The sequence below is a fragment of the Pseudomonas sp. NPDC089395 genome (genome assembly GCF_044749525.1).
Taxonomy (GTDB): Bacteria; Pseudomonadota; Gammaproteobacteria; order Pseudomonadales; family Pseudomonadaceae; genus Aquipseudomonas.
Genome location: NZ_JBIVID010000002.1, coordinates 234,109 through 258,362, shown reverse-complemented (window position 1 = coordinate 258,362; position 24,254 = coordinate 234,109). Strand labels below are relative to the sequence as shown.

Here is a 24,254-nt window from a genome sequence, read left to right as displayed (position 1 = left end):
GCCGTGTCCAAGCAGTCCGCCTGCTTGCTCTGTGTCTTGGTTCGCAATGCCCAGGTGCACGGGATGGCTATGTCATCACCCGGCTACTTTTCCAAGGGCGACTTTTCGATCATGACACAGATGATCTGATCATCGATTTGTTGCATCCCCTCACTGGCCAGACCGCAAAACAGCGTCTGCAAATGAAGCGTTCGCTGAAACCCACCGACAACAAGATCTTCAACGAGGCGGTTGGACTCGCCTGGACAGACTTCAGAAAGCCAGGGTTTCAGCGCAACCTAGATGAGCTGCTCATCGTGTATCACGCTTCAAGCAGCTCCTCAATGCAAGGTGCTGTAGAGGTTGTGCGCTACGCGATGGTGTCTGCCTCAGCTGATGACTGGTATGTGCGTGTCCATGCTCAGAGATTTAGTAACGAAAGCAACCGTAAAGCGTACGCTGCGATCAAGCGGGCAGTGGAGCTCCAGACTGGCTCTGAGATGGACAAGGCCGACCTATACCCATTCGTTCTTCATCTCAAGTTCATGCCGCATGACTTGGACTCCGACAGCTCAATAGAAGTCGATAACCAAAAGCAGCTCATTAGCCAGCGGATTTTCTCGCGCCAGAGCAGTGATGTGTGGGCCTCGCTTCAGGCTGCATGCGCAGAACTCAATAGCTCTGCAGGCGAAATCTCGGAGGCAACAGCACAGCGTCATCTGGGCGCCCTGGCCCTGGAGTTCCAACACACTCGTTCAATTTGGAAGGGTTTCCACGCAGAGAATGGCCTGAGGCTCACTGGTGGCGGCGGCAAGCTGGCAGCTGCCCTCACCTTGACTCCAGATACTGATGGCCACCTAGGTGAACTGCGTTCCGTTTCTGCAACTGCTCAAGGCTTGATCATGTCAGACGATCTGCCTTCGGCCCTTGCATCATCAGCGGACACATTCATATCGCGACAATTGGATCGGATTACTGAAGGGCAGAGAGAGCACCTATACCAAGACAGCTTGAAGCAATTAGAGCTTTTAGAGAGCGACCTGAAGGACTTCGACGATCACCAGAAGGCCAGATGGTATTTACTGCGTGGACTCTCCCTCTGGCACCTAGGCACTGACGAAGCCGCAGCGACGGATTTCGATACCGCCGCTAGCCTTTGTGACTCAGATGATCGAATAGCCGCTGCTATGGTTCGCGCACGAATGTTGCGAGAGGAGTACCAAGCAGCGGTAGATATCGGTCGCGTATTGCTAGATCGGTTCCCTGAGTCCTTTCATATCTGGGCTGTGACGACCAACGCTCGGCTACTTGCCGGAGAGCGGTTGACGAGCGAGGACGAAATTCCAAGCATCTTTGCTGACAAGGCATCGGCATGGCAGCTTCTGGCATCGTCTCTCAGTGGTATGGATGACGATGAAGGCGCCGTTCGCTTCATTCGTATAGCGATGGAAAAGCAGGACTGCACGTTTTTCATCTTTGAGTCCTACCTGCGCTTCGCCATCCGCCTCGCAACGCAAGATGAGGCGCGAGTGAACCTGAGGTCGTTATCTGCTCATCAGGTAGCAGTCTTGTCGGACGCTATGGCTTGCTTTGATGATCGAGACAATACGATCTGGGCTTCGCAAAGCGCTAAGACAGTGAGCGAGGTTATCGCTAATCTAGCCTACGCGATGGTGTTACTGCAGCGTCCCGCGGAAGCGCTCGAGCTTGTTCAGCAAGCCAAAACAAAGGGCGCCAGCATAACGACCGCTGTGACTCGGGTTGAAGTCGAGGCTATGTGCGACCTCCAACGCTGGAGGGAGGTAACCGATCAATTCTCTGCTGTGATCGATACTTTGCCTGATGAGTCCCTGCTCCGCTTTGGTCATGCCTGCATGGCCCAGTCCCGTCATGAACTTCTACAGGTAGCGCGTAATGAGGCGGCAAGGCGGACTCCGTCTGACATTGTGACTCGTGTATCGGCCATGCTTCGGCGGCTCAGTTGGGAGATGCTGTTGCAGTCAGCAGATACGGCAACCGTCCGCAAGGAGCTTGCCGAGCGTGATTTCTCTCCGGCCAGTACCTCCGTCATTGACCTGTGCTTCGCCAGTCGAGCATACGAAGACGATGACGCACTTCGGAATCAGTATGTAGATCGAATCGCAGAGCTAGCGCCAGCGTGCACAGAGCCTCAAGAGCTAGCAATGGCAGCTCGAGCAATGCTTCGTGCTCACCGATATGAAGATGCAATTTTTCTGTTCGAAAAGCTGCTCCCAGCCGAGTCATTTACGCCGCTGCACGTTGATTTGCTGCACTGCTACATCCTGGTGGGTCGCCATGCGCAGGCGAGAAATCTACTCGACTCTATGCCAACTGCCTGGCGGCAGTCGCCTGAAGCCCGGGAACAGGCTTTGTTTCTGTTCAACAGTGCCGGTGACTGGGCTCGCATGCGCGAGATTGCGGAGTTAACAGTTTCTGAGCACCGCCAAGATGTTAACCCCTGGCTCACGTTGATCCGGGTTGCCGCATGCGAAGGGGTTGTCGACCTGAACGCACTCATTTCAGAGATTCCGTCGGAACTTGCAGGTTCACCGACAGACCTGCTGTTGTTGGCCAACATCGAGATGCGCCATGGCCAAGCAGAAAAAGGACTCGCTCGTATTGCCCACACCATGCGAAATAACCTTGAAGACGTTGAGTTGGCAGCGACCCACGTCAAGGTGATGCTGACGCTGACTGAAGAAGCGGACTCGATCATGGGCATGGTTAAGCAGACGCTAGCTGTAGTTGAGCCCGGAGCATCTGTAGAGCTGGCTGACGAGCATGGGGAAATCCGGCATGTCAGTATCGATGGTAGAGACACGCACTATCCATCCGTAGGTGAGTTTATCGCACCGGATTCGGAGTTTGCGTTAGGCCTGATCGGCCTAGGCGTATCGGAGAAGGTGACGTTCAGTTACCTAATGGGCACGCAGGTTTTAGAGGTGAGGCGCATCATGACGATTCACCAGCGGCTAATGGAGCTTTCTCATAATCGGGTTCGGGACTCCGTCGTTCCGAGCAAGACCTTGGTTTCGATGAGAATCCCGACCGATGCCAATGGTGAGATGGATTTCAATGTCTTCCTACAGCATCTCGATCAGCATCAATCCCAAGGTGAGAGCATACTCAAGCTCTATGAGCAAAATCCGCTTACCCTAGGTCTGGTTGCGAATCGCTTGGGGCGAGACATCATTGATCTCGTGCGGGGTTGGCCTCTGGATGGCCCGTCCTTGCAAGTCTCTACTGTCGTGGGGACAGGTCACGACGTCCTGCCCTGCTCTCTCAATGGCTCCACCTGGGTAGTTGATCTGTCGATGCTGACCCAGCTGGCGATGCTGGGGCTTTTGGATGTGCTCGGTCACCTGGCGACAGTCTATGTCAGCACCGCAACTAGACGATCGCTCGACATGAAGATCGAAATGTCGTCGGCCTTCCGCAAGCGCGGCACGATGTTCACCCATGAGGGGCAGCTGGGATTCCATGAGGAAACCGAAGATGATCACGCTCGCGAGCAAGCTTTCCTAAGCAGTATCGATATTGCGATTTCCAGTTTTTGCACCGTGGTGCCTTGCTATGGCCCACTCCATCCGACGCCTGAGCTAGATCGGCTACGGGACGTACTTGATGTGGAGGAGCATGCGTCCCTGATGTTGTGCAAAGAGTACGACGCTGGTCTGCTCTCTCTGGATGCGCGGATGCTTCAACTGGCCTTGGCACTTGGTGTGCACTCGGCATCGACTCAAATGCTGCTCAAAGGGATGCAGGATATTGGTGTGCTTAGGCGCGTTGAATACTCCTGCGCACTGATCAAGCTGATTGCAGCAGGCCGCAGCTTCGTCTCAGTAGACATTCCGAGTCTGATCGCGATGATGGATCAAGGTCTAGCCTTCGCGAATATGGGCATCAGAAGCTTGCGGCTTTACCTCGCGGCACCTGCTGTAGATTTTGACTCTGCAGCATTCATGGTAATCGGATTTATCAGCCAGTTGTTCGTAACCGGCAGGTGTAATTTTCCAATGATGCTTGAGCTGATTTCGCATCTTCTGGAGCCTCTATTCCGGCATCCACATTGCCCCACAGAATTTCTAGAACGTAGCCTGAAAGGGTTCGCCTATCTCGAGGATTATGGGTTTACACCCACCTACTTCGCGCTCATCAGGCGTATGCTGATTAGTACCAAGCAGGCCGCTCAGCGACCGGAACAACCTAGGAAACTGAACGCTCAGATTGTTTTCCTGCGCATCGCTCCTCTTTACACCTTGGATGACCACAGCGCGCTTCTGGCTCAAGTGTTACCCCCTGACGACCCACAGAGTGAAACGGAGGCTTCTGAGCGGGCACCTGACGAGTTAGAACTGCAGGCTAAGAATGCCATCCGGGAGCAGGCCTCGGTTGATACGCTCGGGCAAGCGGAAGCGCGGGTCAGGACTGGCGATACAGAGGTATGAAAAATCTCATTTATTGAAGCACGATGCCTGGGATGAGCTCTTTATCGCTTGAGAAAAGGTGCTCGGTAAGCTGGTCAAAGAGGAGCTAGCGAAATACCTATGACGATTCACGGCATTATTTTCGACTGCGACGGCACCCTGGTAGACAGCGAACGCCTTGCAGCGCAGCTGTTGAGTGAGTTGCTGGGAGAGCAGGATGTTGCGATGTCACCTGCTGAGGTACTCATCCGATTTCGGGGTGCCCAATTCCAGTTCTTCGTAGATGGTCTGCGTGACCTCTACCCTACGCTTTCTTCCGAGGCTCTCACGGTTGGATTTCGCACGCGGAGCATCCCTCTCTTTGAAAGGAGCTTGGAGCCCATGCCGGGCGCAATCGAGTTTGTAAAGGCGCTCAAAATTCCTGCATGTGTGGCTTCCAATGGGCCTCGCATCAAGATCGAAACCTGCCTCAAAGCTGTTGGCCTTTATCCTGCCTTCGAGAAGGCCATCATCAGCGCATATGAGGTGCAAGCCTGGAAGCCTGACCCTAAAATCATGCTTCATGCGGCGGAGCGTTTGGCTCTTCCAGCCGAAAAGTGCCTGGTTGTAGAGGACAGCCTATCTGGTGTTAAGGCAGGACTGCTCGCGGGCTGCCATGTAGCGGGCTATGGAGATACTGACTTTTCCAGGTTTGTCGGTGATGCGAATTTCCACCTTTGCCCCGACTACCGTGCGCTGACTCAGTTGTTAGGCTGAGTGATTGCATAGAAAGCGGCTGGAATTTCACAGTCAGGCGGATACGACCCGCCGTGCATCCCTTCGCACGGCTTGAGGCGGTACACCAAATCCGCGGATAAACACTTCTCGCAGGTGCCGGCGATCTCTGAAGCCTGTCTCCCGGGCTACTACATCCAGGCTGTGCCGACTCTGCTCAATCATCAATCTGGCAGCTTCGAGGCGCAGGCTTTCCACGGCCTTCGCCGGTGATTGCCCCGTCTCGGCGGTGAATACGCGCGTGAATTGCCTGGGGCTCAGATGAACGACCTCAGCAAGTTCGTCCACGCTGATTGGACGGGTAAGGTGCTTACGGGCGTAATCCAGAGCCATCTGAATACGGTCAGACTTTGGTGAAAGCGACAGCAGCTCGGAGTGCTGTGATTGACCACCGGAGCGGCGCTGATGCATGACCAGCTTACGCGCCACCGACCGAGCCATCTCGGTGCCCAGATCCTTCTCGACCATGGCCAGCGCCATGTCCAGAGCGGCAGTCATACCTGCAGACGTCCATATTGGCCCATCCACGATGAAGATACGGTCTTCCTCGACTTCAATCCTCGGGTGCATCTCACGAAGCTTATTCGCATAGGCCCAATGCGTCGTTGCCCTCCGGTTATCGAGTACGCCTGCCTGCGCCAGCACGAAGCAGCCCGTGCATAGGCCTGCCGTGCGTCTCGCTCCATCCACAAAGCCACGCACGCTCGCCAACACGTCTTCACTTGGCGGTGTCAGAGGGGTCAATGTCCCCGTAATCATCCAAGTGTCGGCCAGGCCTGGAGCCCCCAGGGGAAGCGTATCCATATACATCCCGAGAGACGACCGCACGGTACCGCCCTCAATGGAAAAGTTCTGGATCTTGTAAGCCGTTTCACCGGCAACGATATTCGCGAACTCGAATACAGCTTGTGTCGCCAGTGACATGACCTGGAAACCTTCAGTGATGAGGTAGCCGACCCGGTGCATGGTTTGAAGCTCCAGTATGCGATGTCCTAAAAAAGTAGCATAAGCGTCGTTTAAGACAAGAGAACGTTCCCACATCATGACTCCACACCTAACCGCTGGAGCATGACCATGACGCAGGAATTCAAAGGCACCGCGCTCATCACGGGCGCTTCCACCGGGATCGGTTCGATCTATGCAGAGCAGCTTGCACGTCGCGGCTACGACCTGGTGCTGGTTGCACGCAACCGTGAGCGACTCAACGCCTTAGCCGGTCGGCTCACTACCGAGACCCAGCAGGCTGTGGAGGTATTCGCAGCAGACTTGGCTGATGCCGAGGGCCTGCGCCAGATGGAGCGTAAGCTGCAGGAAGACGCCAGCATCTCAATGCTGGTCAACAACGCAGGTGTTGGTACACATACCAGCTTGCTGGATAGCGATGTGGAGCGCATGGCTGAGATGATCAATCTCAACGTCACCGCCCTCACCCGCCTTACCTACGCTGCCATCCCAGGGTTCGTTGCTCGCCAGCATGGCGCGGTCATCAACATTTCGTCCGTCGTGAGCCTCGCGCCAGAGATGCTCAATGGCGTTTACGGCGCCAGCAAGGCGTATGTCACCGCCTTTACCCACTCTCTGCATAAAGAACTTGCGGACAAGGGCATCAAAATCCAGGCGGTACTGCCGGGCGCCACTGCAACCGACCTCTGGAAGATTGGCGGCTTACCCCTCGAGCACCTTGACCCCGGCATCGTGATGTCGGCCCAGGATCTGGTGACTGGCGCCTTGCAGGACTTCGACCGGGACGTATTGATCTCCCTACCGTCGTTACATGACCTGCAAGCTTTTCAGCGTTACGAAGCCAGCCGACAAGCCCTGTTCGGCCAGCTTTCCACGAGCCAACTCGCCCCGCGTTACAGCGCCAACTGACTACCCTCGAAGGACACCAATCATGAAACTGACCGCCAACACCATCTTTATCACGGGTGGTACCTCAGGCATTGGCCGTGCCCTTGCCGAAGCCTTTCATCAGCGTGGCAATAAGGTGATCGTAGCAGGCCGCCGGCAGGCACTGCTGGACGAGATCGCTCATGCGAACCCTGGCATCGACACGGTAAGACTGGATATCAACGATCCTCAGCAAATTGCACGGGTGGCCCAGGAGGTTATCCAGCGCCACCCCTCGCTGAATGTGATCATCAACAACGCCGGCATCATGCCGTTCGACAATCCAGCATCCGGTGATTATGACGATGCCCAGGCGATAAGCCTGCTGGAGACTAACCTACTCGGCCCAGTACGAGTCAGTGCTGCCTTCGTTGAGCATCTCAAGCGCCAGCCGGACGCCTACATCATCAATAACAGCTCGGTACTGGCCTATCTACCACTGGCAGCCACCGCACTTTATTCGGCGACCAAGGCAGCTATTCACTCCTACTCCCTGTCGCAGCGCTTCACCCTACGTGACACGAGCGTCAAAGTACTGGAAATCGCACCGCCATGGGTCGATACCGATTTGATCCACAAAAGCGGTGACGACCGTGCAATGCCGTTGGATGACTTCATCCAAGAAACGCTGGCCAAGCTCGAAACTGCTACGACCGAAGTCTTGGTAGACCGCGTGCTGCCGCTGCGTGCGAATCAAGGGGCTAACGAGCATGAGCTGATCAACCAGTTCAATCAGTCCGTGGTCGAGAACCCGATCCCGGTTGCTTGACCTGACACCGGTACAAATTTTTTTGAAGGAGTCCAGTCATGACGCGTATCAATGCTTTGCCTTTGGAACAGGCGCCCGCGGCAGCCCAGGCGGCCCTGCGAGGTGTAGAGAAAGGTTTGGGCTTTATCCCGAGTGCGTTCGCCACCCTCGCCCACTCGCCTGCAGCATTGGGCGGATACCTCGCGTTGTCCCAAGCGCTGAACAAGAACAGCCTCAGCCCCGCCGAGCGTGAAGTGGCGGCGCTGGCTGCATCTGAAGTAAATGGATGTGACTACTGCATCGCTGCGCACAGCTTTTTTGGGGGCAAAGTAGGGCTGGATGCCGATGCGCTGCTGGCGGCACGGGCAGGCACGCTCGATGGCGTTGCTGCATTCGCCAGGGCGGTGACAATTAGTCGAGGACAGGTCAGCGATGCCCAGCTAGCAGCTGCACGGGAAGCAGGGCTGGATGACGCGAAAATCGTCGATGTGATTGCTCAGGTTTCCCTGCTGACGCTAACCAACTACCTCAACAACGTGGCGATGACGGATATCGACTTCCCACCTGCCGGTAAGTGATGGACTGTGGGGCGCTTGGTCTAGTCATCAGCGCCTCTCGCTATTTTCATTGCAAGCGAGAAAGTCTTACTGCTTTTAGGCTGTTTTTAGAGTCAATCGAAGCGAATAGCCTATCCCCACTTTTGAATCTCATAGAGGTAGCGCCATGAAGGCTGTCGTTTACGCACAACCCGGATTACCTATTCAGGACGCTCAGTCTCTATATGACGCGGAGCTCCCCGAGCCAAAAATCGGCGCTCGTGACCTGCTTGTCGAAGTCCGGGCAATTGCCGTCAACCCGGTCGATACCAAAGTTCGGGCTAGCCGTGGTGGTGAGCACCCACAAGTTCTCGGCTGGGATGCTGTCGGTGTCGTCCGTGAAACTGGCCCAGAGGTAACCCTGTTCAGGCCAGGGGATGAAGTGTTCTACGCCGGTGCCATTGATCGACCAGGCAGCTATAGCGAGCTCCACGTGGTGGATGAGCGAATCGTCGGCCACAAGCCTAAGAGCGTGGACAACGCCAGTGCCTCCGCCCTGCCCCTCACGTCCATCACTGCCTGGGAGTTGCTGTTCGACCGTTTAGCCATAGAAGAAGATGGCGGCAAAGGTCAGAGCCTGCTGGTGGTCGGGGCTGCGGGCGGAGTGGGCTCGATCCTGGTACAGCTGGCAAGGAAGCTGACGCAGCTTACAGTCATAGGCACGGCCTCAAGGCCTGAGACTCAAGCTTGGGTGAAAGAGCTGGGAGCTCATCATGTAATCGATCACTCTGAGTCGATTCCGCTTCAGCTGCAAGAGCTCAAGTTGAACCCGATTGATTACGTGGTCAGCCTGACCCACACCGACACCTACCTTCCTCAATTGGTGGAGGTGCTTCGCCCGCAAGGTAAGCTCGCACTGATCGATGATCCGGCGCAACTGGATGTCATGCCGCTCAAGCGCAAATCGCTGTCACTGCACTGGGAGCTAATGTTCACCCGCTCGTTGTACAAAACCGAGGACATGATCAAGCAGCACCAGCTCCTCGAACGTGTTTCGCAGCTGGTCGATGAGGGGATTGTGAAAACAACTGTTGGGGAGCACTTCGGGAGCATTTGTGCCGGCAATCTCAAGCGTGCCCACGCCTTGATCGAAAGCGGCAAGGCCCGAGGCAAGATTGTCCTGGAAGGTTTCTGATCACGGCTCAAACAAAAGCCCGCGCGATAGCGCGGGCTTTTCCCCATGAGGGATGATCAGTTATCCAATTCGTCTTTGATGATCTTGCCATCGTGTGGGTCGACTTGGAATTCATACAGCTTGCCGTCAGATTTCATGCCTTCCCCTTCCCAATGTCCGTCATCGGCCTCGATCTTGGTGATTTGGGTGTATCCGGCGCCCTTCAAAGTGGCTTCAGCCTGATCTTTGGTAACCTTCCAATCAGCGCCAGGCTGGTCAGCCAATGCTGCAGAGCTTGCCAGTGCGCCAACCATGGCGAGGCCAGTGAACACTCGAGTCATCGCTTTCATCGCTAACGTCCTTTTCCGTGACAGTTAACGGTCTGACCAGCACCCTGATCTCACCGTTCAGTTTGTGTCGTGGCCAACACTGTGTCCGCATATACCCGTTCCCAGTTCGCAGGAGGTAGCGAGGGATGATATTGATTGCTGGGCCACCGACAGGAACCAGTTATCTCGTTAGAATTACCTAGCCGAGACCGGGCTCTTCGCCAAATCCACTTTGCCTCCTCAGACTGGATCAGAGAATGCTATGACTGATGAAAAGAACGATGATCGCCCTGTTCACCAAGCAGCCTGCCACTGCGGGGCGGTGCGCTTCACCTTGCGATTGACCGATGGCTTGCGTACCGCGCGTAGGTGCAATTGCTCGCTCTGCCGCATGCGTGGTGCCGTGGCGGTATCGGCCAACCTGAGTGACATCACTGTCACTCAGGGGGAAGAGGCGCTCACCCTCTATCAGTTCAACACACGCGAAGCTAAACACTACTTCTGCTCCAAATGTGGCATCTACACCTTTCACCAGCGCCGCTCTAAGCCAGACCAGTACGGAGTCAACGTGGCCTGCGTCGAAGGCATGAGCCCCTTTGACTTCCCCGAGCTGCCTGTTTATGAAGGCCGGACTCACCCTAAAGACCGCGTAGGCGGAGGCTTAGAGGTTGCGGGATGGCTGCGATACGACAGCTCGGATGATACGGCTGACCTCGAGTAAGTAGATGACCCCGCACACTGTAGTGACGGTCTTCGGCTTGGAATGTCCTGAAATGATTAGCTCCCGTGCCGCAAGCGAAACGGTCTAGGCTGTCCTGATGGAGATGTAATAAGGAGGCAAGGATGCGACATCGCGGAACAGTTTTTTGGGCTTGGGCAGACCCCACCTTGAAGCACCATTCTCACCAAGAGCAACTGGCAGATGGAGCACGGCTTGATGTCCAGGTCAGACTTTCCCGCACCGGCGATACGCAGCTTTTCATAGGGATTTACGAACGGTCAGGCCTGGCCCGAATTGAGGAGGCTTATGCCAAGCGGCCCGGTGAGACGACTACCCGGGCAATGGCGTGGGGAGTCGGCAGAGGACGCGCACTTGCTGAAATGGGAGCGGGAGAAGCGGAGAAGCAAGTGCTTGTCCGCACTTGAAGAGGCTGAACACCATGGCAAATCAAATTGCCGAGCTGGACGCGTACCTCGAACTACTCGACCACATAGCCGACGAGCTTGAAAAGCAGGTTGGGACTTGCCCCACTACTCGATCCATGATGATCGCGTGGCTGACGGAGTGGATTCGAAGCCCCGATGCTCTGGGCGAAATCAGGCGTGAACTGCCTCGCCTGCCCCAGATATTGAAATCGGCATACCGCGAGTGGGCTCACCTAGGTGTCGGCCAGTAGTCTGCCGCCACCATACTGCTGGCGTAGGCCCTCTTACGCTACTCGCCGCTCGACAGGCATTTGATTGGTGGCAAGGCACCTTGCGCGCCCTACCCCCCAAGCCAATGCCCTGGTCATCGACTCGCCAGGCCGCGAGTCAAATGCCTCTTCATAAAGTGCCATCCCCGTCCCGGCATATACACCGATGAACAATTGGGTAGCGCCGGTGCGCGACAGTCGCACCTGGATGTCCATGGTCGTGCCGTCGTCCAGTGTCTCGTCGTGAGACCTGTGGTGGAGCGTTGGATCTGCCCATTTCCAAAACACATCACCGCGAATCCGCATGCCGACCTCCTACGACTTTAGTCTTATTTGTGGGGTGCTCTCACCTTAGCGCAGTGAAGCGGTAACGCAATCACTGGCGGGCGGATTATGGCTATTGATTATGACGAGATGTGTGCCTTGTGAGGCCGAGAACATCCGGCCTGCGACTGAACTTACGCAGGCTGAAATGGCCATTCCTTCATATGGGAGGAAAAATGATGAGCCAGATCCGAGAACGGCATTCCCCCGTCATTTGTCTGCAGGATGGAAAGGTCTTGATGGTGCGCAAGGAAGCGCCCAAGTGGTCGTTACCTGGCGGGAAAATAGACCCTGGCGAAGATCACCTCGAGGCAGCCCAACGAGAGCTTAGGGAGGAGACCACCCTGCCCTTCACGAACGCTGAATTCGTCCAGCACTACGTTTTCGAGACGGAAGAGCACTACCTGTATCAGATGCCAGTTCCAGATTCAGTGGTGCCGCACGCAGCCAGTGAAATTGTGGAATGTCGATGGTTCAGCCCACAGGAAATACTCAAGGTCGACGTCAAGCTCACCAATATCGCGTTGCTAAAGAATGTCGGACTGATCTCGGACGATTGATCGCATGGCTGGGGAGCAGGCTCGTCTTCGGCGCGAAACGCGGTTTGGTTGCCGATCCCCATGAGACAGGATCGAGCTTGTTAAAAAAGTAATGCTGGAGGGCAGTCGGTGGAGATGTGGATCAATCTTTTGGAGTGGCCAGCCATGGCTGTGACGGTAGTGGCTGCCCTGGTGTATAGGCTCTCGCCGGCCCGGAGCCCGAAAGAAGGAAGCTTGGCTTCTGCTGCTATATAGCCAGTAACCTGTTGTGGTCAGCGTGGGGGTGGCACGCAGGGGCCTGGGGCCTGATCGTACTGCAGGTAATCCTCTGTCTCATGAACCTGAGGGGCTGCAAAAAAGAACACAGCGCTTGAGGTCAACTCCTGACCCCGTGGTCGTTTAGAGCCGACCTAGCAGGAACTGGCTTTCAGAGCTTCGGTAGCCGCTGGGGGAACAAGAAAGCGGCCTCCCGCATAAAAATCTCTACAGTCTTTGGGCCTATGCCTTCGAACCCCAGAAGCCACTGCTCGACTGCGGAGGCGTCCACAATACCCGCCCTCAAGATCGTAAGTTGTCGAGGCAGCTCTTCGGAGAGCCTCATCCCAAGAACGTGCAGGCGCCTGGCGGTAGATTCGTCGTACCGCGCATAGCCCGCCTGACCCAGATACCTGACCAGGTCATGATGGGAGCAGCTAGCCAGCTTTTCTGGCGTATCCAGGCCGTACCGATCAACCAGGTTCCGATACGCCTCCACTGCGACTGAGGATCGAATCCTCTTCCCGATCAAAAAGCTCGCGAGCAACCACTTGTACAACCCGTGACCGCTCTCATCCCCGACCTCAATTCCAAGGTCAACAGCGGTGATAGGTGTCACCCTTTGGAACGCCTTGGGGCAGCAGAACGCGGGTAGGTACGTTCTTCTTCAATGGTGCCATCGGCCTTGTGAATCTTCACAGATGCGGTTTTGCCATCAAATAAGTCGGCCAGCGAGCTCACCAATTCATGCTTCGTCGCGTCCAGTTTCGAGGCGCTCTCCGCGCCGGCTTTTTTGAGTTTCCAGCCATCAGCGGTTTGGCTCAGGTGGTAGCTATCCATTGCCTTTCTCCTCTTGCCTAAATGGCTTCACCGTCGTCCTCGATGTCTTCCTCGGCCTCCGCTGAGTCCGTGGCATCGGCGTCATTCAAAGGCGGCGAGGTAGGTTTTTCAGGGTCGTTGATGTAGGGCACGCCGCTAGGGCCCTGCTCTTCAAGTCCTTCGGATTTTGGCTGCATGATGGATCCTCCTAACGACATGTAGGTTAGAGTTCATCTCGGTGACCATGTTACCTTTTGGAGTGCTCGTTACGCTGAAACAGAATCTGGTGCGGCAAGACTTGCCTTCGAGACGCTCCTTTGCCACCCGGAGTCATTTTGACCATGAACTGTATCAATCAGCCTCACCCAAGCGCCTGCGGAGCAACTCATTGACGCTCATCGTCAATGCCTCAAGTGCGAAAGGTTTAGTCAGGACTGCCGTGTTGGGCTCCAGCTGGGCGTTATCCAAAACATTCGGCTGCGCGTACCCAGTCATGAACAAGACCGGAAGACCAGGCCTGGTGCCCCGGCCGGCATCGGCCATTTGCCTCCCGTCGATCCCTCCTGGAAGACCGATATCTGTCACAAGTAGATCAATGGGAGTATCCGACCGGAGTAATTGAAGGCCAGCAAGGCTATCGGCTGCCTCAATGACGATGTACCCGCAATTACCTAGCGCCTCGCTCACGAACATACGGACTGTAGGTTCGTCATCGACGACCAGCACGGTCTCGCCTGACGAGATCACTGCCAATTCAGGGAGTGGCTCGGCTCGAGCTCCAGCTTCGACCTCATTCGACTGGGTGGGCAGTTGAAGGAACACCCGGGCGCCACACCCCTCTTCTGACTCGATCCTAACCTGGCCTCCCGATTGTTTGGCGAAGCCATAGATCATGGAAAGACCGAGCCCAGTGCCCGCTCCGACAGGTTTTGTCGTGAAGAAAGGTTCAAATGCTCGTGCAAGCGTCTCAGTGCTCATGCCGACTCCGTCATCGGCGACACAGATTGTGAAGTACGTTCCAGGCGCCAGCTCAGGATCCAGTTCCGAGCCCTGCTCCAGAATTTGGTTGTACGTCTTAATGGAGATCGACCCCTCGCGTTCCAATGCGTCGCGAGCGTTGATACAAAGGTTGAGCAGTGAATTCTCCACCTGGGCTGGGTCAACCAGGCAGGTACTCAATGTCGCATTCAGCTCTACTCTGAGCTGGATTGTCGGCCCTACTGTTCGACTAATCAGCTCCTCCATATCGCTGATGAGATTGTTCACATTGGTATGAACAGGCATCAGCGTTTGGCGACGAGAGAAGGCCAAGAGTCGGTGAGTGAGGGATGCCGCTCGTTGGGCGGCCCCGTGAGCTACCGTCAGGTAGCGTTCTACGTCAGCAATGCGCCCCTGCTTCATACGAAGCTTGATCAAATCCAAGCTTCCTGTGATCCCAGCCAGCAGGTTGTTGAAGTCGTGGGCGATGCCTCCAGTCAGTTGCCCAACCGCCTCCATCTTCTGCGATTGGCGGAGCGCTGCTTGCACAGCTTCCCGTTCGGCAACGGCTTCCTCAATTCGTGCTTCCAACGTACGATTGAGCTCCAAAAGCTCTGACTCAGCATTTTTTCGCGCGGTCACATCAATAGACGAGCCGATCAACCCCATTACTTGGCCGGAGTCGTCGCAAAGAGGCGCTTTGAGCGAAAGCCAGTAAGTGGCGCTGCCATCCGGCATGTCGACGCGTTCTTCAATCTGAACAGCCTTTCCGCTCTGCATGATGCGCTGATCGGTTTCCATGATCTGACGGGCCTGGGCCTTGTCTTCCAGAACTTCCAGGTCGGTCTTGCCAAGGTAAAACTCAGGTGGCTTACCAATTAGCTGCGTGGCTCCATGGTTCGCGACCAGCAGTCTTCCTTCCAGGTCTTTGGCATAGACAACGCCAGGTACTGCCGCGGCAAAAGTGCGGAGTAAGGCTGACATTCTGTCACGCTCGGCCTCGGCAGTGCGCCGTGACTCGATGTCCATGAGCACTCCAGGAAAGCGCACAGCAAGGCCTTCCGAATTGAGCTCGGCACGGCCATTGGCCTCGACCCACCTGTAGTCGCCGTTGTGTTGCCGCACCCGGTACTCACACCGATAAGCGCCACCACGACGCATGGCCTCCTGGATGTCAGCAGAGACTCGATCACGGTCATCAGGGTGTATGGAGGAGAACGCTTCTTCGATAGGAATGCCAGTCATGCATTTATCCGCCGGCAAACCGAAAGATCTCGAGAATCGCTCATCAGCGGTCACACGGTTATCTGGAATATCCCACACCCACGTGCCGATGATAGCGCCAGCGTCGAGCGCCAATTGCAGTCGCTCAGAAGCGGTCGTCGGAAACACCTGCTCCTGATTGGGTGATGCCAGAGCATCAAAGGTGCCTGGGTTGCCAGGGCCTTCGCGATCCATAAATTGCCTCTTGCATCCGGCTGATTGAGCGCTGCGGCGAAACTGCGAGGGGAACAAATTCCACGTCGCCAGCTTAGGTGTCAGCTTGCTTAGTGACCGCTTATGCAGTCTGGGGAACTGCTCAGATCCTTGAGCAGACTGTTGAGGATGTCTTGCTCGCGCGGCCCAGAGTGCGAATCAAGAAAAACCAGATCCTGGCAACTCCCGTGATCACTGGAAACCCCAAATACGAACTCACAGCCTGTGCTTACAGCAAGCTCCTGCGCAAAGCGTATCAGGCGGTTAGCCTGCCCGATGCCATAGCCTTCCAAGGGTAGGTTCAGCCCTATGTCCCAACCGGGCAGATCACTCTCCGATTGGCCCTCGTCACGTCCGTGTTTTTGGTTGACAAGGAACGCGCCCTGTTCAGACCACTCGCTGGCGAGACCAAGGAACGCAGTTACGAGCTCGGCCTCCACGGCATCGTTATCGCTGCCATCTACGTACAGGTAAAACATTTGGTGAGTCATCCGAGTGCAATCAGTACATCGATGATAGCGCCAGCAGTTTCACATGGTAAGCAAAGCCTCTTCGCCAGCGCAGATCGGAAACTGAACCGATGGTGCTGCAGGCAGGGATGCAAGGGAATGACTGCATCATTGCAGAGGGCGCCGGCTTCTTCCTCGACACGCGTCTCTCCGGGGTTGGTACATCCGGTTGCCTGGCCCGGTTCATCTATGGAAGAAAATCGTAGTTGATCATCCCTTCGGAGCAGCGCAGATAAAGTCGTTTGCTTGAAAATACGGCAGGAGTACATTTGTACTCTTTTGCTACATCTCGACTTCGGGCTTACCGGCTTTTGCCTGATCATTGGTTTCAATTGCGGCGCGGAGTGCTTCTAGCTCTGCGTCAGACTGTGCGAGTTGGGCCTTCAGTTCCTCTGCCCTTTGCTGTGCTGCTGTCCCAGCCTGCTGGGCCTCAGTAGCCTCTTTGCTCTTGGTCTCGAGCTGTTGTGCGAGCAACTCTTTGGCACCTTCTGCTCGCGCAGTCGCCGCGTTGGCAATGCCCAGGTCACCCCTCAGATGCTCAATCGCATCACGGTGTTGGTTGGTCTCCTTGGCGTGCTGGCGGTTCTCAGCGATTAAGCGCTCGTTGTCCCGGATCATTCGGGTGGCCTCCTCCTGCTTAACCATCAGCGTCTGCTGGAGCAGGGTCAACTCTTGCTGCATCTGGTAGATCTGAGTCTCGTGACGGTTTAGATCCTGGTCGCGCTGTTCTTTCACTGCTATCCGGTAGTGCTCGAGTGCTTCTCTGGCATGCGTGTGCTTCTCCTCCAGAGATTCGATCTGAGCGTCCTTCTCTTGCACGCGAATCTCAAGGTCGCTGCAGTTCTGACTGATCCGAGCGTTTCGAGTGATCTCAGTTTGAAGGCTGGACTGAACGATTTTGAATTCTTCGTTCTGAGCCTGCAGGGCTGACTGCAGCTTGGCGATCTCCAACTGCGATTGCTCAAGCTTGTTTTGAAGTGTACTGCTCTCAGCTTTCATCGCTTTGCGATCAAGCTCAAATGCGGCTCGTTCATGCGCCAACGCTTCGTTCCCCTCCTCCATCAAGCGTTCAAGCATCTTGCCCACCATCTCCGTGAGCTCATCACTTAGTCGTGAAGGCGAAGCCGATGGTCGGGGGTCGTACGACTCAATTTCCTTCAAATAGCGCTGAATTGTTGTCTTTGAGCCGGTATTTCCGAGCTCGATGCGTATAGCGTCAATGCTAGGGTTTTGCCCTCTGGACAGCAGTGCATCTCGCGCCTTGCGCACCAATGCCAGGTTAATGCCGCCTCTAGCCATGTCAGCTCCTACGATTTCGTACTGTTTTACGTTTCATGTAATTACGTGCCACATTATCACAATTTATAGGTATGAACCCCTTCATTCTTCGCAAGACATAATTGAGGATTATCGCTTGTCAAGGCCATGGTCGTGGGTAAAATGAGCCGAAAGCCGATACAAACGGCAAAACAGAGCCACCGAGTGCTGGAATTGGAGGATTACGTGGTTGAGCGGGCCAGCAAGGCAGATAAGTACTTGGAGGCGAGCGTTCGAGAGAACACCTCGAAGAGCTATGCAGCTGCTCTCTCCCACTTTGAGGTGACATGGGGCGGCTATCTGCCCACCACCACCGAGTCAGTTGTGAGGTACATCGCTGAATACGCTGACCAGCTGGCGCTCAGTACCCTTAAGCAGCGTCTGGCTGCTCTCGCCAGCTGGCATCAGAGCAACGGGTTCCCAGATCCGACCAAGGCACCGAAGGTCAGGCAGTTGCTCAAAGGCATCAGGGCGCTTCACCCCGTTCAGCAAAAGCAAGCCGCCCCGCTAGCGTTGCTACATCTTGAGAAGGCAGTCGCGCATCTTGAGGATGAGGCTGCTCAGGCAAGAGCCACCGGCAACATGGCCGCTCTCCTCAGGGCGAGCCGCGACACAGCCCTGCTTACCGTCGGGTTCTGGAGAGGTTTCCGCGGGGATGAACTTGCCAGGCTAACGATCGAAAACACGCATGTTGAGCGCTACGTCGGGATTAGATTTTACCTGGGGTCTAGCAAGGGAGATCGGCAGAACATCGGGCGCGAGTACAAAACCCCATCGCTGAGCAAGCTTTGCCCGGTCGAGGCTTATCTGAACTGGATCGAGGCTGCTGGCCTTACCCGCGGAAGTGTGTTCAGAGGTATTGATCGCTGGGGCAACATCAGCGAGAGACCGCTTGCAGCCCATAGCCTGATACCTCTGCTTCGCGACACACTTGAGCGCTGTGGCCTACCCTCCCAGATCTACAGTGCTCACTCGATCCGACGCGGGTTTGCTACGTGGGCAGCAAGCTCAGGATGGGACATCAAGACGCTCATGGAGTACGTGGGATGGAGCGACATGAAATCAGCACTTCGCTATGTGGAGCCGGCTCAGCAGTTTGGTGGACTCATCAGGAAGCTGGAGGGATGAGCAGTAAAGCTCGCCATACCGTGAAGTGCTGCCCATACCTTGACCGTTCCAGCGCTGCTCCGCTTCTCATAAATCCCATGCTGTACGGATGAGGTTGGACTTCCATCAGGCCTGTTTCGCTTGCCGCTGACGCTGCCGAAACCGCTTGATGAAATCAGCATCCACCAGCTCGTCCACAGCCAAATCAAGTCCACAGTTCACAAGCGACGCCAGGCTGCTGTCAGAGAGCGCGAAGCTGTTAGGTATAAACCCACACTCCCGCACCCGGTTGTCATCGATACGAGCCAGAAAAGCTCTCACAAAATCTGAGCGGCCCGACTTCCTGCTCGCTGTGGCGGCTTCGGTAGCCGGATCGTTGGCAGTCACCTCTGCCACATCTGCATCGCTACCAATAGCACTGATCACATCGCACAAAGGTGGCCAGTATTTGAAATCGTACTGGTAATGAATGCGCTCCAGGTCTTCCTTCACATAGCTCTCGTAGAGGTAATTGTGCACCGACGCTTCGTGCACGATATCCAAGATATGGTGATGAGTGTTGGAGCCGAAGCCTGAGTAGTTATGAAGCTCATCACGCCGCTCCAGCAGCGTAGCCAGTTGATCGGCGAGCTCACTGATCCGCGCATTGACTCCTATCAGTTCTTCACGCGCCTGCCGGGCTGCACGATTCTTCGCAGGATTCCAGCCGTCAGCGGCATGGACGAAAGCATCCCAGAAGACATAAAGCGCTCGTGGCTTTGTGGCCAGCGAGGTAAACACCTCTTCATACACCTCAACCAGCTCGATACGACGCTTGAGCATGCTATGGATGATGGTCTGGACATTAGGCCAAATGCTTTTGGCCTGGAGGTCTTCCATCATCCCGCGAAGAAGGGTTTCGCAGTGTTCGACAGCCTCAGTGGATGTGTAGGACATTCGGGTTCACCTGTTTGTAGAAAGTGCACCTAGGCTATCGATTCCAGCGAAAGCGCTCGGTACCTATTGGAAATTCTTTCAATCACCAATAGGTACGTGCCCAGTGAATACCAGTTCGACTGGTTATTTTGAGATATCTTTAGTCCATGAGCCGCCAGTGTCGGTAGCGCTCCAGCGTGATGAGGCGCTCCGCTCCAGGCTGTGGCGTAAGGCATCAGGGCCCAAAAGAAGCAAGGTCTTGTGTTGATTCTCAGCGCTGGGTTTCTGACCTTGCGTCCAATATGACCAGCAATTGAAGTAAGGCTTTTCTCTATCCTCGACGATATCAGGTCGCAAGCGCACGATATCCGAAGGGGTGGGATGGGCCCTTTCCGTGGCTCGGGTGGGAATGGCATCGTTCAGTTGGGCCAGAAACTCCTTGGGAATCAGACGCTGGCCGCTACCACCGTCCTCCTTGAGAACCTCTAAGAGATCGCCGTACATATCACCTAGATAATCTCGAATCCGATAGCCTGCAAGGACATCGAAACGGAAGAAGCCCCGGGCCTTCCCTCTGGCGGTAAGCGTAAGCACGAAGGGCGTGTCCCGCGTCGAGAACAGGCAATCGAAACTCGCTGCTCCTGTTTTCACCAGAAACTGCTGCATATCACTGCCGATCGAGATCATGCTGCGGTGAAGCAGTTTAAGTGATGTCATTTCCATGTGATGAGCTCCTTGATCAAGAGCCCATGATGATGGAGAGGCGTGACGAGATGGACAAGTAGTTGCAGGCATTCTCGCTCGACATGTCCTCACCTCTGGATGACGGTTGCCGGTCAGAAATCGGTCTCCAAGATGAAGGACGGCTTCCCTTCCGGCAAAGGCTCATCATCCACCTGGTATCTGACCTCACGAATCGCGTGATACACCAAAGTGTTGCGGACATATTCGATGCCGGGCTCCTCTACTCCTTTGATGCCGTAGCTCTCCTGTAATCGTCCCCAGGAAGCCGTAGGGGCGCAGGCTACATGCGAGAACAGGACGATGTTACTTCCCGCACTCTGTTGCACCGACTTGAAGATCACTCCATCAATTCTTGGCTTGCAGCAGGTTGCCAAGTATTCAGCTATCACCTGGGTGACAAGATAATCACGTTCAGCGCCAGGCAGCACCGGCACAGTGATCTCATTGTGCAGATACTTAAGGAACTCCCGGCGTCCGGTCTTGGCGTGATGCTTCGGATCAAAGAAGCTCGGGACTGGGCCAAGATCTGCCTTCTCGAAGCGTCCGAAATCCAGCACCCTCACCATCCTCTTCAGCCTGAATTCACCGCTGACAACAGTTCCGCCAACAGGGGGGCGCAATTCAGCGATGCACGTTTTACGTTCAAATGCCCCGTAGAATGCCGGAACGCCAGCTGGGTTCATCCTCCCGTCTCCGGCTCTCTCTTTCGGAGGAACCCCTAGATTTCGCGCAGGATTGGCTGTGATCCCACCAACCTCCTCAGACGTCATACAGGTGCGAGCACGGTAGATGGTTGGTGACTCTTGAGGTGTAAGCAACCGCACCACAGCATGTTCGTCGGAAGAGGCTGAGTACTTGTCCAGACCTTTGAAAATCCAATCTAAGAACGTCTTGGCGCGATCGTTGAAGAATCGTTGCCCATGCTTCATCCCCTCCTGGAACTCGAACCACTGGAGTCCGATGTCATCCAGTCTATAAGCTCGCTTGGAGTAGTTGGTGTCCATATGGTAGCCGTCTAGACCATTACATACGGCTTCCACGATCGGCTCAACATTGTCGCAGCCAAAGATCGCGCTAACCCAAGTGTCAAGGCTGTCACCCTCCTGACTATCGCCCCAATCAGCCCATCTACGATGATACTCGCCCTCTATGACGTAGCTATCAAGGATGCCCTCGACGAGGGAAACGACGGTGGACAACGGTATGCATTTTCGAGTGCCGCTGCAGAGGTGGCAGACGGCGGGCTTCCCGGTACGCTTGATCTTGCCGGCTAGATAGGCATCCTGAACACACTTGTAGCAGACCTGTTCCCCATAAGTATTCGACGCCACGCGGTTCCTCTCTTGTCCATATGCCCCGTCGCGACAACGGGATGCCAGCCTCTTCAGATGCTGGCCATGATCGCCGAAAAAGCGCTCGGTACCAAACCTGGGGAAGCTGATGCCGCAGCTTTTGGGCATGGTGCCGAGGGGGGCTTGAGGTGGACAACCGTGCGCGGAGACGCCACGTCTTCCCATCGTCCCCCTAAGCCCCCTTTGGGGATAGGCGATGTAGCGGCATCCCATGTACCCTGCAAGCCGGGAAAGATCACAAGATTGCTCATTTTGTAGACAGAGAAATATGGAAAGGACATGGGCAATCATGAATCAGGTGAATGTGAATGGTCGAGGCGAGCATGAGTCATGAGTGAACTACCTAAAGAAGCAGCTCCGCATGACCTGCCCTTGTGCCCGAATCGCCTGATTGTCGCTGTTGATGCAGTACGGGGTTCGGGCTTTGCCCTAGAGTTGCTGCGCGAGCACCTGCGCCTCCGTGCATCAGCTAAGCTGATCTTCTCCGAGCACGCCGACTGCTATTTTCTGCAGCTAGACGACATCGATCGCTATCAAAACTCGAGAGTTGGAATGCTCGATGCGATGTCGACAATGCCTTTTCGCTCGAGCGAAATTCTCAGGAAAGAGATATCCACATGGGCACCTTCGGATATCGCCAGGGTTGTAGAGACTGAAGGACTGAGGGCGCTGACTGAGCTCGGCTTAGTCTCTCCAGCAGCCTAAGTGCCGCTCTCGGAAAAGGCGCAGCCTCTGAGAATGATTAGCCCTGATGCAGACCCCATCGGTTCATCGCGCACCTAGTGGGGATTGTCAGCGTAAGGCGTATTGGTTGGCTGTGGCGGTTGTAGCCCGGGTAACCATCGCTCCACCATACCGGGCGCCTCTCCACTAAAGCCACTTCAACTGCACCTACTTGCAATCGAGCAGCTTGAAGCTGCTTGCATCATCCGAGGCCTTCGCGCTCTTCACGGCTCGCCGTGCCTCTTTGAGGTGATGTACCAGGCGCTGCCCACCGTGTAGCGGCAGATTGAGAGCAAAAGGTTTCAAAGGTTGAGCGATGACAGTGGTTGCATTGGTAGATCACGGTGTACCGTCCCTGTGTCGTTACGCTTCACACGCCTTTGGTCACGAACTAGCTTTGCGCAGCCATGCGCTCTGATTGCTGGATCACCGGCTTGGGCAATGCCATGCGCAAGCTTTCGCGATACTGCTCCGCCGGCGCCTCATGCATGACCTCGACGACAGCATCGTAATTTTCTCGAATGACCTTCTCGATCTCAGCAATCTCGGCTCGGAAGAACTCTTTCCGCCCATTGACCTTGTTGAGCCGACCAGCTGCAAAATGCTCGTGGAGCTTCGCTTCCAATGCAGGAGCGTTGTTCGAGAACACCATCGCATGCACGTCGAACCAGAACGGTACCGAGGCGTCGCCGAGCTCATCAACTCGATCCATAGGCTCAAGGCGGCGAGTCATGCCAATCTTGTAGATGCCCTCTCCGAAAGCCCCCAGGTTAGAGATCACGTAGACGTACCCGGCTTTGGCATTCTGCTCACGGTAATCAATGAGCTTCTCTTCGCTCTCAAGCTCGGCGCGACCTGCCTCAACCTCGGCCAGTTTCACCAGCAGCGCTGAACGCTCCTCATCAGATTGCACTTGCTCAAGGCGGGCCTGGAGATCACGCATAGCGGTGGTGAAGTGCTTCCGCTCCTTCGCGATTTTCTCCCGGGCCGCGCGAATTTCCTGCTCGAGCTTCTGCTGCTCTCGAAGCTCTTCACGGGCGCGTTTGGCCTCTTCCTTTTCCTCTTGCTTCTTGATCTGGAACTCATGGGCAAGGTGCAGCTCATCGAGCTTAAGGTCGAGATAGATCCCAGAAATCTCCACGCTCATGATCTTGCCTAGTCGATTACATGCCTCATACGACTTGAGGATTCGCTTCTCGCCGAGCTCAACGTTGTCGAATTTCACATTGGCCACGCAGGCATCAGCTTCGTTGTTGAACGAGCGAATCACCAGCTTGATCATGTCGTTGACCAGCTTTCGACCTTGGGCTTGGCTGTTGTTCACCGTCCAGTTCATGTTGCCGGTGGCCGCCTGCCCATTCTTGATCAGGACTTTCTGACGATCACGGACGTGATCCAGTCGCTCCTTGTACTCCTGGCTGGAAGTCAGCTTGAACTTGGGCTCATACAGGGCAAAGCTTTCCAAGAGCAACGTTTCTTCCCAGACGAGTATCTGCCCCTGCAGGTCAGTGGAGCGCTGTGCGAGTGCAGCCAACTCCCTCTCTGAGCGTCGGGTCTCTTCGCGTACACCTGCCAGCTTCGCCTGCTCTTGCTCAATCAGCTTCTGGATATTCACTACGTCCATGGCGCCGATTTTCGTAACGAGCTCTTGCAGCTGCGAATGCTGTACCTGGAGCTCGGCAAGCTGTGCCTCGAGAACTTCCGCACGCTGTCGGTGAGCTGGGCCTTTCAGATAGTCGCTAAATGACATGGGTTCCTTCCTCGTTTTGAGTCGAATGCATAGACCAGAGAAGCACGAGGTAGGTATCGGAACGCCCTACGATGATTTGCCGTGCAAAGCCCACACGGCACTAGCTCAATGCACCTCTTCCCTGCTGAGAATGAGCGTAACCGGAGTGGAATC

The 24,254-nt window shown here is 55.5% G+C and carries 24 protein-coding genes and 1 pseudogene; 12 read left to right on the top strand and 13 right to left on the bottom strand.

Annotated elements, in window-relative coordinates; genetic code table 11:
* Positions 1 to 182: 182 nt before the first annotated feature.
* The gene (locus ACIPZG_RS06165; protein WP_400639479.1) at positions 183 to 4,448 is read left to right on the top strand and encodes a hypothetical protein; all 4,266 of its coding nucleotides are present in this window, start codon (positions 183 to 185) and stop codon (positions 4,446 to 4,448) included.
* 99 nt (positions 4,449 to 4,547) lie between these two features.
* The gene (locus ACIPZG_RS06160) at positions 4,548 to 5,183 is read left to right on the top strand and encodes an HAD-IA family hydrolase (RefSeq protein ID WP_336089556.1); all 636 of its coding nucleotides are present in this window, start codon (positions 4,548 to 4,550) and stop codon (positions 5,181 to 5,183) included.
* 33 nt (positions 5,184 to 5,216) lie between these two features.
* Here the strand turns inward: ACIPZG_RS06160 and ACIPZG_RS06155 are convergent, their stop codons facing one another.
* Positions 5,217 to 6,167 carry a GlxA family transcriptional regulator gene (locus tag ACIPZG_RS06155; RefSeq protein WP_336089582.1) on the bottom strand — a complete coding sequence of 317 codons (951 nt, stop codon included), beginning with the start codon at positions 6,165 to 6,167 and terminating at the stop codon, positions 5,217 to 5,219.
* A 108-nt stretch (positions 6,168 to 6,275) separates the two neighbouring features.
* On the opposite strand from ACIPZG_RS06155, the gene ACIPZG_RS06150 reads away from it, so the two are divergent.
* From ACIPZG_RS06150 to ACIPZG_RS06135, 4 genes are all read left to right on the top strand, one after another.
* On the top strand, positions 6,276 to 7,073 hold the full coding sequence (locus ACIPZG_RS06150) for an SDR family oxidoreductase (RefSeq protein WP_336089555.1): 798 nt from the start codon (positions 6,276 to 6,278) through the stop codon (positions 7,071 to 7,073).
* Between the two features lie 22 nt (positions 7,074 to 7,095).
* Positions 7,096 to 7,860, top strand: a complete 765-nt coding sequence (locus ACIPZG_RS06145) for an SDR family NAD(P)-dependent oxidoreductase (RefSeq protein ID WP_336089554.1) — start codon at positions 7,096 to 7,098, stop codon at positions 7,858 to 7,860.
* 38 nt (positions 7,861 to 7,898) lie between these two features.
* Positions 7,899 to 8,417, top strand: coding sequence for a carboxymuconolactone decarboxylase family protein (locus ACIPZG_RS06140; protein WP_336089553.1), 519 nt, complete (start codon positions 7,899 to 7,901; stop codon positions 8,415 to 8,417).
* 145 nt (positions 8,418 to 8,562) lie between these two features.
* Positions 8,563 to 9,570 (top strand): zinc-binding alcohol dehydrogenase family protein, encoded by a 1,008-nt coding sequence (locus ACIPZG_RS06135; RefSeq protein WP_336089552.1) that lies wholly within the window; start codon positions 8,563 to 8,565, stop codon positions 9,568 to 9,570.
* Positions 9,571 to 9,626: 56 nt separating this feature from the next.
* On the opposite strand, the gene ACIPZG_RS06130 is transcribed toward ACIPZG_RS06135, so the two are convergent.
* Complete coding sequence (locus ACIPZG_RS06130) at positions 9,627 to 9,899, bottom strand: PepSY domain-containing protein (RefSeq protein WP_336089551.1); 273 nt, start codon at positions 9,897 to 9,899, stop codon at positions 9,627 to 9,629.
* A gap of 241 nt (positions 9,900 to 10,140) precedes the next feature.
* On the opposite strand from ACIPZG_RS06130, the gene ACIPZG_RS06125 reads away from it, so the two are divergent.
* Together ACIPZG_RS06125 and ACIPZG_RS06120 are read left to right on the top strand one after the other, a co-directional pair.
* The gene (locus ACIPZG_RS06125) at positions 10,141 to 10,599 is read left to right on the top strand and encodes a GFA family protein (protein WP_336089550.1); all 459 of its coding nucleotides are present in this window, start codon (positions 10,141 to 10,143) and stop codon (positions 10,597 to 10,599) included.
* 122 nt (positions 10,600 to 10,721) lie between these two features.
* Positions 10,722 to 11,024 (top strand): hypothetical protein, encoded by a 303-nt coding sequence (locus ACIPZG_RS06120; protein ID WP_400639480.1) that lies wholly within the window; start codon positions 10,722 to 10,724, stop codon positions 11,022 to 11,024.
* Positions 11,025 to 11,308: 284 nt separating this feature from the next.
* Here the strand turns inward: ACIPZG_RS06120 and ACIPZG_RS06115 are convergent, their stop codons facing one another.
* Positions 11,309 to 11,599 carry a hypothetical protein gene (locus ACIPZG_RS06115; protein WP_400639481.1) on the bottom strand — a complete coding sequence of 97 codons (291 nt, stop codon included), beginning with the start codon at positions 11,597 to 11,599 and terminating at the stop codon, positions 11,309 to 11,311.
* 197 nt (positions 11,600 to 11,796) lie between these two features.
* Here ACIPZG_RS06115 and ACIPZG_RS06110 point away from each other — a divergent pair, with 197 nt between their 5' ends.
* Positions 11,797 to 12,177, top strand: a complete 381-nt coding sequence (locus tag ACIPZG_RS06110) for an NUDIX domain-containing protein (RefSeq protein WP_400639482.1) — start codon at positions 11,797 to 11,799, stop codon at positions 12,175 to 12,177.
* A 114-nt stretch (positions 12,178 to 12,291) separates the two neighbouring features.
* Positions 12,292 to 12,530: pseudogene (locus ACIPZG_RS06105) on the top strand (hypothetical protein).
* A 53-nt stretch (positions 12,531 to 12,583) separates the two neighbouring features.
* On the opposite strand, the gene ACIPZG_RS06100 reads toward ACIPZG_RS06105, so the two are convergent.
* From ACIPZG_RS06100 to ACIPZG_RS06075, 6 genes are all read right to left on the bottom strand, one after another.
* On the bottom strand, positions 12,584 to 13,030 hold the full coding sequence (locus ACIPZG_RS06100) for a DNA methylase (protein ID WP_400639483.1): 447 nt from the start codon (positions 13,028 to 13,030) through the stop codon (positions 12,584 to 12,586).
* Positions 13,027 to 13,251 carry a DUF2188 domain-containing protein gene (locus ACIPZG_RS06095; RefSeq protein WP_336089545.1) on the bottom strand — a complete coding sequence of 75 codons (225 nt, stop codon included), beginning with the start codon at positions 13,249 to 13,251 and terminating at the stop codon, positions 13,027 to 13,029. The genes ACIPZG_RS06100 and ACIPZG_RS06095 overlap by 4 nt, the downstream gene beginning before the upstream one ends.
* 17 nt (positions 13,252 to 13,268) lie before the next feature.
* On the bottom strand, positions 13,269 to 13,427 hold the full coding sequence (locus tag ACIPZG_RS06090; RefSeq protein WP_336089544.1) for a hypothetical protein: 159 nt from the start codon (positions 13,425 to 13,427) through the stop codon (positions 13,269 to 13,271).
* A gap of 154 nt (positions 13,428 to 13,581) precedes the next feature.
* The gene (locus ACIPZG_RS06085; RefSeq protein ID WP_400639484.1) at positions 13,582 to 15,666 is read right to left on the bottom strand and encodes a PAS domain-containing protein; all 2,085 of its coding nucleotides are present in this window, start codon (positions 15,664 to 15,666) and stop codon (positions 13,582 to 13,584) included.
* Positions 15,667 to 15,755: 89 nt separating this feature from the next.
* Positions 15,756 to 16,163 (bottom strand): hypothetical protein, encoded by a 408-nt coding sequence (locus ACIPZG_RS06080; RefSeq protein ID WP_336089542.1) that lies wholly within the window; start codon positions 16,161 to 16,163, stop codon positions 15,756 to 15,758.
* A 312-nt stretch (positions 16,164 to 16,475) separates the two neighbouring features.
* Positions 16,476 to 17,492, bottom strand: a complete 1,017-nt coding sequence (locus ACIPZG_RS06075; RefSeq protein WP_400639485.1) for a DNA-binding protein — start codon at positions 17,490 to 17,492, stop codon at positions 16,476 to 16,478.
* Positions 17,493 to 17,675: 183 nt separating this feature from the next.
* On the opposite strand from ACIPZG_RS06075, the gene ACIPZG_RS06070 reads away from it, so the two are divergent.
* Positions 17,676 to 18,638: a tyrosine-type recombinase/integrase gene (locus ACIPZG_RS06070; protein WP_336089540.1), complete on the top strand. Its 963-nt coding sequence runs from the start codon at positions 17,676 to 17,678 to the stop codon at positions 18,636 to 18,638.
* Positions 18,639 to 18,743: 105 nt separating this feature from the next.
* Here the strand turns inward: ACIPZG_RS06070 and ACIPZG_RS06065 are convergent, their stop codons facing one another.
* The 3 genes from ACIPZG_RS06065 to ACIPZG_RS06055 all read right to left on the bottom strand — a co-directional run bounded on the left by ACIPZG_RS06065 (position 18,744) and on the right by ACIPZG_RS06055 (position 21,607).
* Positions 18,744 to 19,553, bottom strand: a complete 810-nt coding sequence (locus ACIPZG_RS06065; RefSeq protein WP_336089539.1) for a hypothetical protein — start codon at positions 19,551 to 19,553, stop codon at positions 18,744 to 18,746.
* A 123-nt stretch (positions 19,554 to 19,676) separates the two neighbouring features.
* Complete coding sequence (locus tag ACIPZG_RS06060) at positions 19,677 to 20,255, bottom strand: DUF6037 family protein (RefSeq protein WP_336089538.1); 579 nt, start codon at positions 20,253 to 20,255, stop codon at positions 19,677 to 19,679.
* Positions 20,256 to 20,368: 113 nt separating this feature from the next.
* Positions 20,369 to 21,607 carry an RES family NAD+ phosphorylase gene (locus tag ACIPZG_RS06055; protein WP_400639486.1) on the bottom strand — a complete coding sequence of 413 codons (1,239 nt, stop codon included), beginning with the start codon at positions 21,605 to 21,607 and terminating at the stop codon, positions 20,369 to 20,371.
* 351 nt (positions 21,608 to 21,958) lie between these two features.
* Here ACIPZG_RS06055 and ACIPZG_RS06050 point away from each other — a divergent pair, with 351 nt between their 5' ends.
* Complete coding sequence (locus ACIPZG_RS06050; protein ID WP_336089536.1) at positions 21,959 to 22,333, top strand: hypothetical protein; 375 nt, start codon at positions 21,959 to 21,961, stop codon at positions 22,331 to 22,333.
* A 409-nt stretch (positions 22,334 to 22,742) separates the two neighbouring features.
* Here the strand turns inward: ACIPZG_RS06050 and ACIPZG_RS06045 are convergent, their stop codons facing one another.
* Positions 22,743 to 24,101 (bottom strand): DUF4041 domain-containing protein, encoded by a 1,359-nt coding sequence (locus ACIPZG_RS06045; RefSeq protein WP_336085063.1) that lies wholly within the window; start codon positions 24,099 to 24,101, stop codon positions 22,743 to 22,745.
* Between the last annotated feature and the right edge of the window lie 153 nt (positions 24,102 to 24,254).

Coding starts and splice junctions, on each gene's coding strand:
- ACIPZG_RS06080 (WP_336089542.1), bottom strand. CDS start 16,163: ATGTTTTACCTGTACGTAGATGGCAGCGATAACGATGCCGTGGAGGCC.
- ACIPZG_RS06085 (WP_400639484.1), bottom strand. CDS start 15,666: ATGGATCGCGAAGGCCCTGGCAACCCAGGCACCTTTGATGCTCTGGCA.
- ACIPZG_RS06095 (WP_336089545.1), bottom strand. CDS start 13,251: ATGGATAGCTACCACCTGAGCCAAACCGCTGATGGCTGGAAACTCAAA.
- ACIPZG_RS06065 (WP_336089539.1), bottom strand. CDS start 19,553: ATGTCCTACACATCCACTGAGGCTGTCGAACACTGCGAAACCCTTCTT.
- ACIPZG_RS06135 (WP_336089552.1), top strand. CDS start 8,563: ATGAAGGCTGTCGTTTACGCACAACCCGGATTACCTATTCAGGACGCT.
- ACIPZG_RS06050 (WP_336089536.1), top strand. CDS start 21,959: ATGAGTGAACTACCTAAAGAAGCAGCTCCGCATGACCTGCCCTTGTGC.
- ACIPZG_RS06155 (WP_336089582.1), bottom strand. CDS start 6,167: ATGCACCGGGTCGGCTACCTCATCACTGAAGGTTTCCAGGTCATGTCA.
- ACIPZG_RS06060 (WP_336089538.1), bottom strand. CDS start 20,255: ATGGAAATGACATCACTTAAACTGCTTCACCGCAGCATGATCTCGATC.
- ACIPZG_RS06090 (WP_336089544.1), bottom strand. CDS start 13,427: ATGCAGCCAAAATCCGAAGGACTTGAAGAGCAGGGCCCTAGCGGCGTG.
- ACIPZG_RS06120 (WP_400639480.1), top strand. CDS start 10,722: ATGCGACATCGCGGAACAGTTTTTTGGGCTTGGGCAGACCCCACCTTG.
- ACIPZG_RS06160 (WP_336089556.1), top strand. CDS start 4,548: ATGACGATTCACGGCATTATTTTCGACTGCGACGGCACCCTGGTAGAC.
- ACIPZG_RS06075 (WP_400639485.1), bottom strand. CDS start 17,492: ATGGCTAGAGGCGGCATTAACCTGGCATTGGTGCGCAAGGCGCGAGAT.
- ACIPZG_RS06045 (WP_336085063.1), bottom strand. CDS start 24,101: ATGTCATTTAGCGACTATCTGAAAGGCCCAGCTCACCGACAGCGTGCG.
- ACIPZG_RS06150 (WP_336089555.1), top strand. CDS start 6,276: ATGACGCAGGAATTCAAAGGCACCGCGCTCATCACGGGCGCTTCCACC.
- ACIPZG_RS06130 (WP_336089551.1), bottom strand. CDS start 9,899: ATGAAAGCGATGACTCGAGTGTTCACTGGCCTCGCCATGGTTGGCGCA.
- ACIPZG_RS06165 (WP_400639479.1), top strand. CDS start 183: ATGAAGCGTTCGCTGAAACCCACCGACAACAAGATCTTCAACGAGGCG.
- ACIPZG_RS06110 (WP_400639482.1), top strand. CDS start 11,797: ATGAGCCAGATCCGAGAACGGCATTCCCCCGTCATTTGTCTGCAGGAT.
- ACIPZG_RS06140 (WP_336089553.1), top strand. CDS start 7,899: ATGACGCGTATCAATGCTTTGCCTTTGGAACAGGCGCCCGCGGCAGCC.
- ACIPZG_RS06125 (WP_336089550.1), top strand. CDS start 10,141: ATGACTGATGAAAAGAACGATGATCGCCCTGTTCACCAAGCAGCCTGC.
- ACIPZG_RS06115 (WP_400639481.1), bottom strand. CDS start 11,599: ATGCGGATTCGCGGTGATGTGTTTTGGAAATGGGCAGATCCAACGCTC.
- ACIPZG_RS06145 (WP_336089554.1), top strand. CDS start 7,096: ATGAAACTGACCGCCAACACCATCTTTATCACGGGTGGTACCTCAGGC.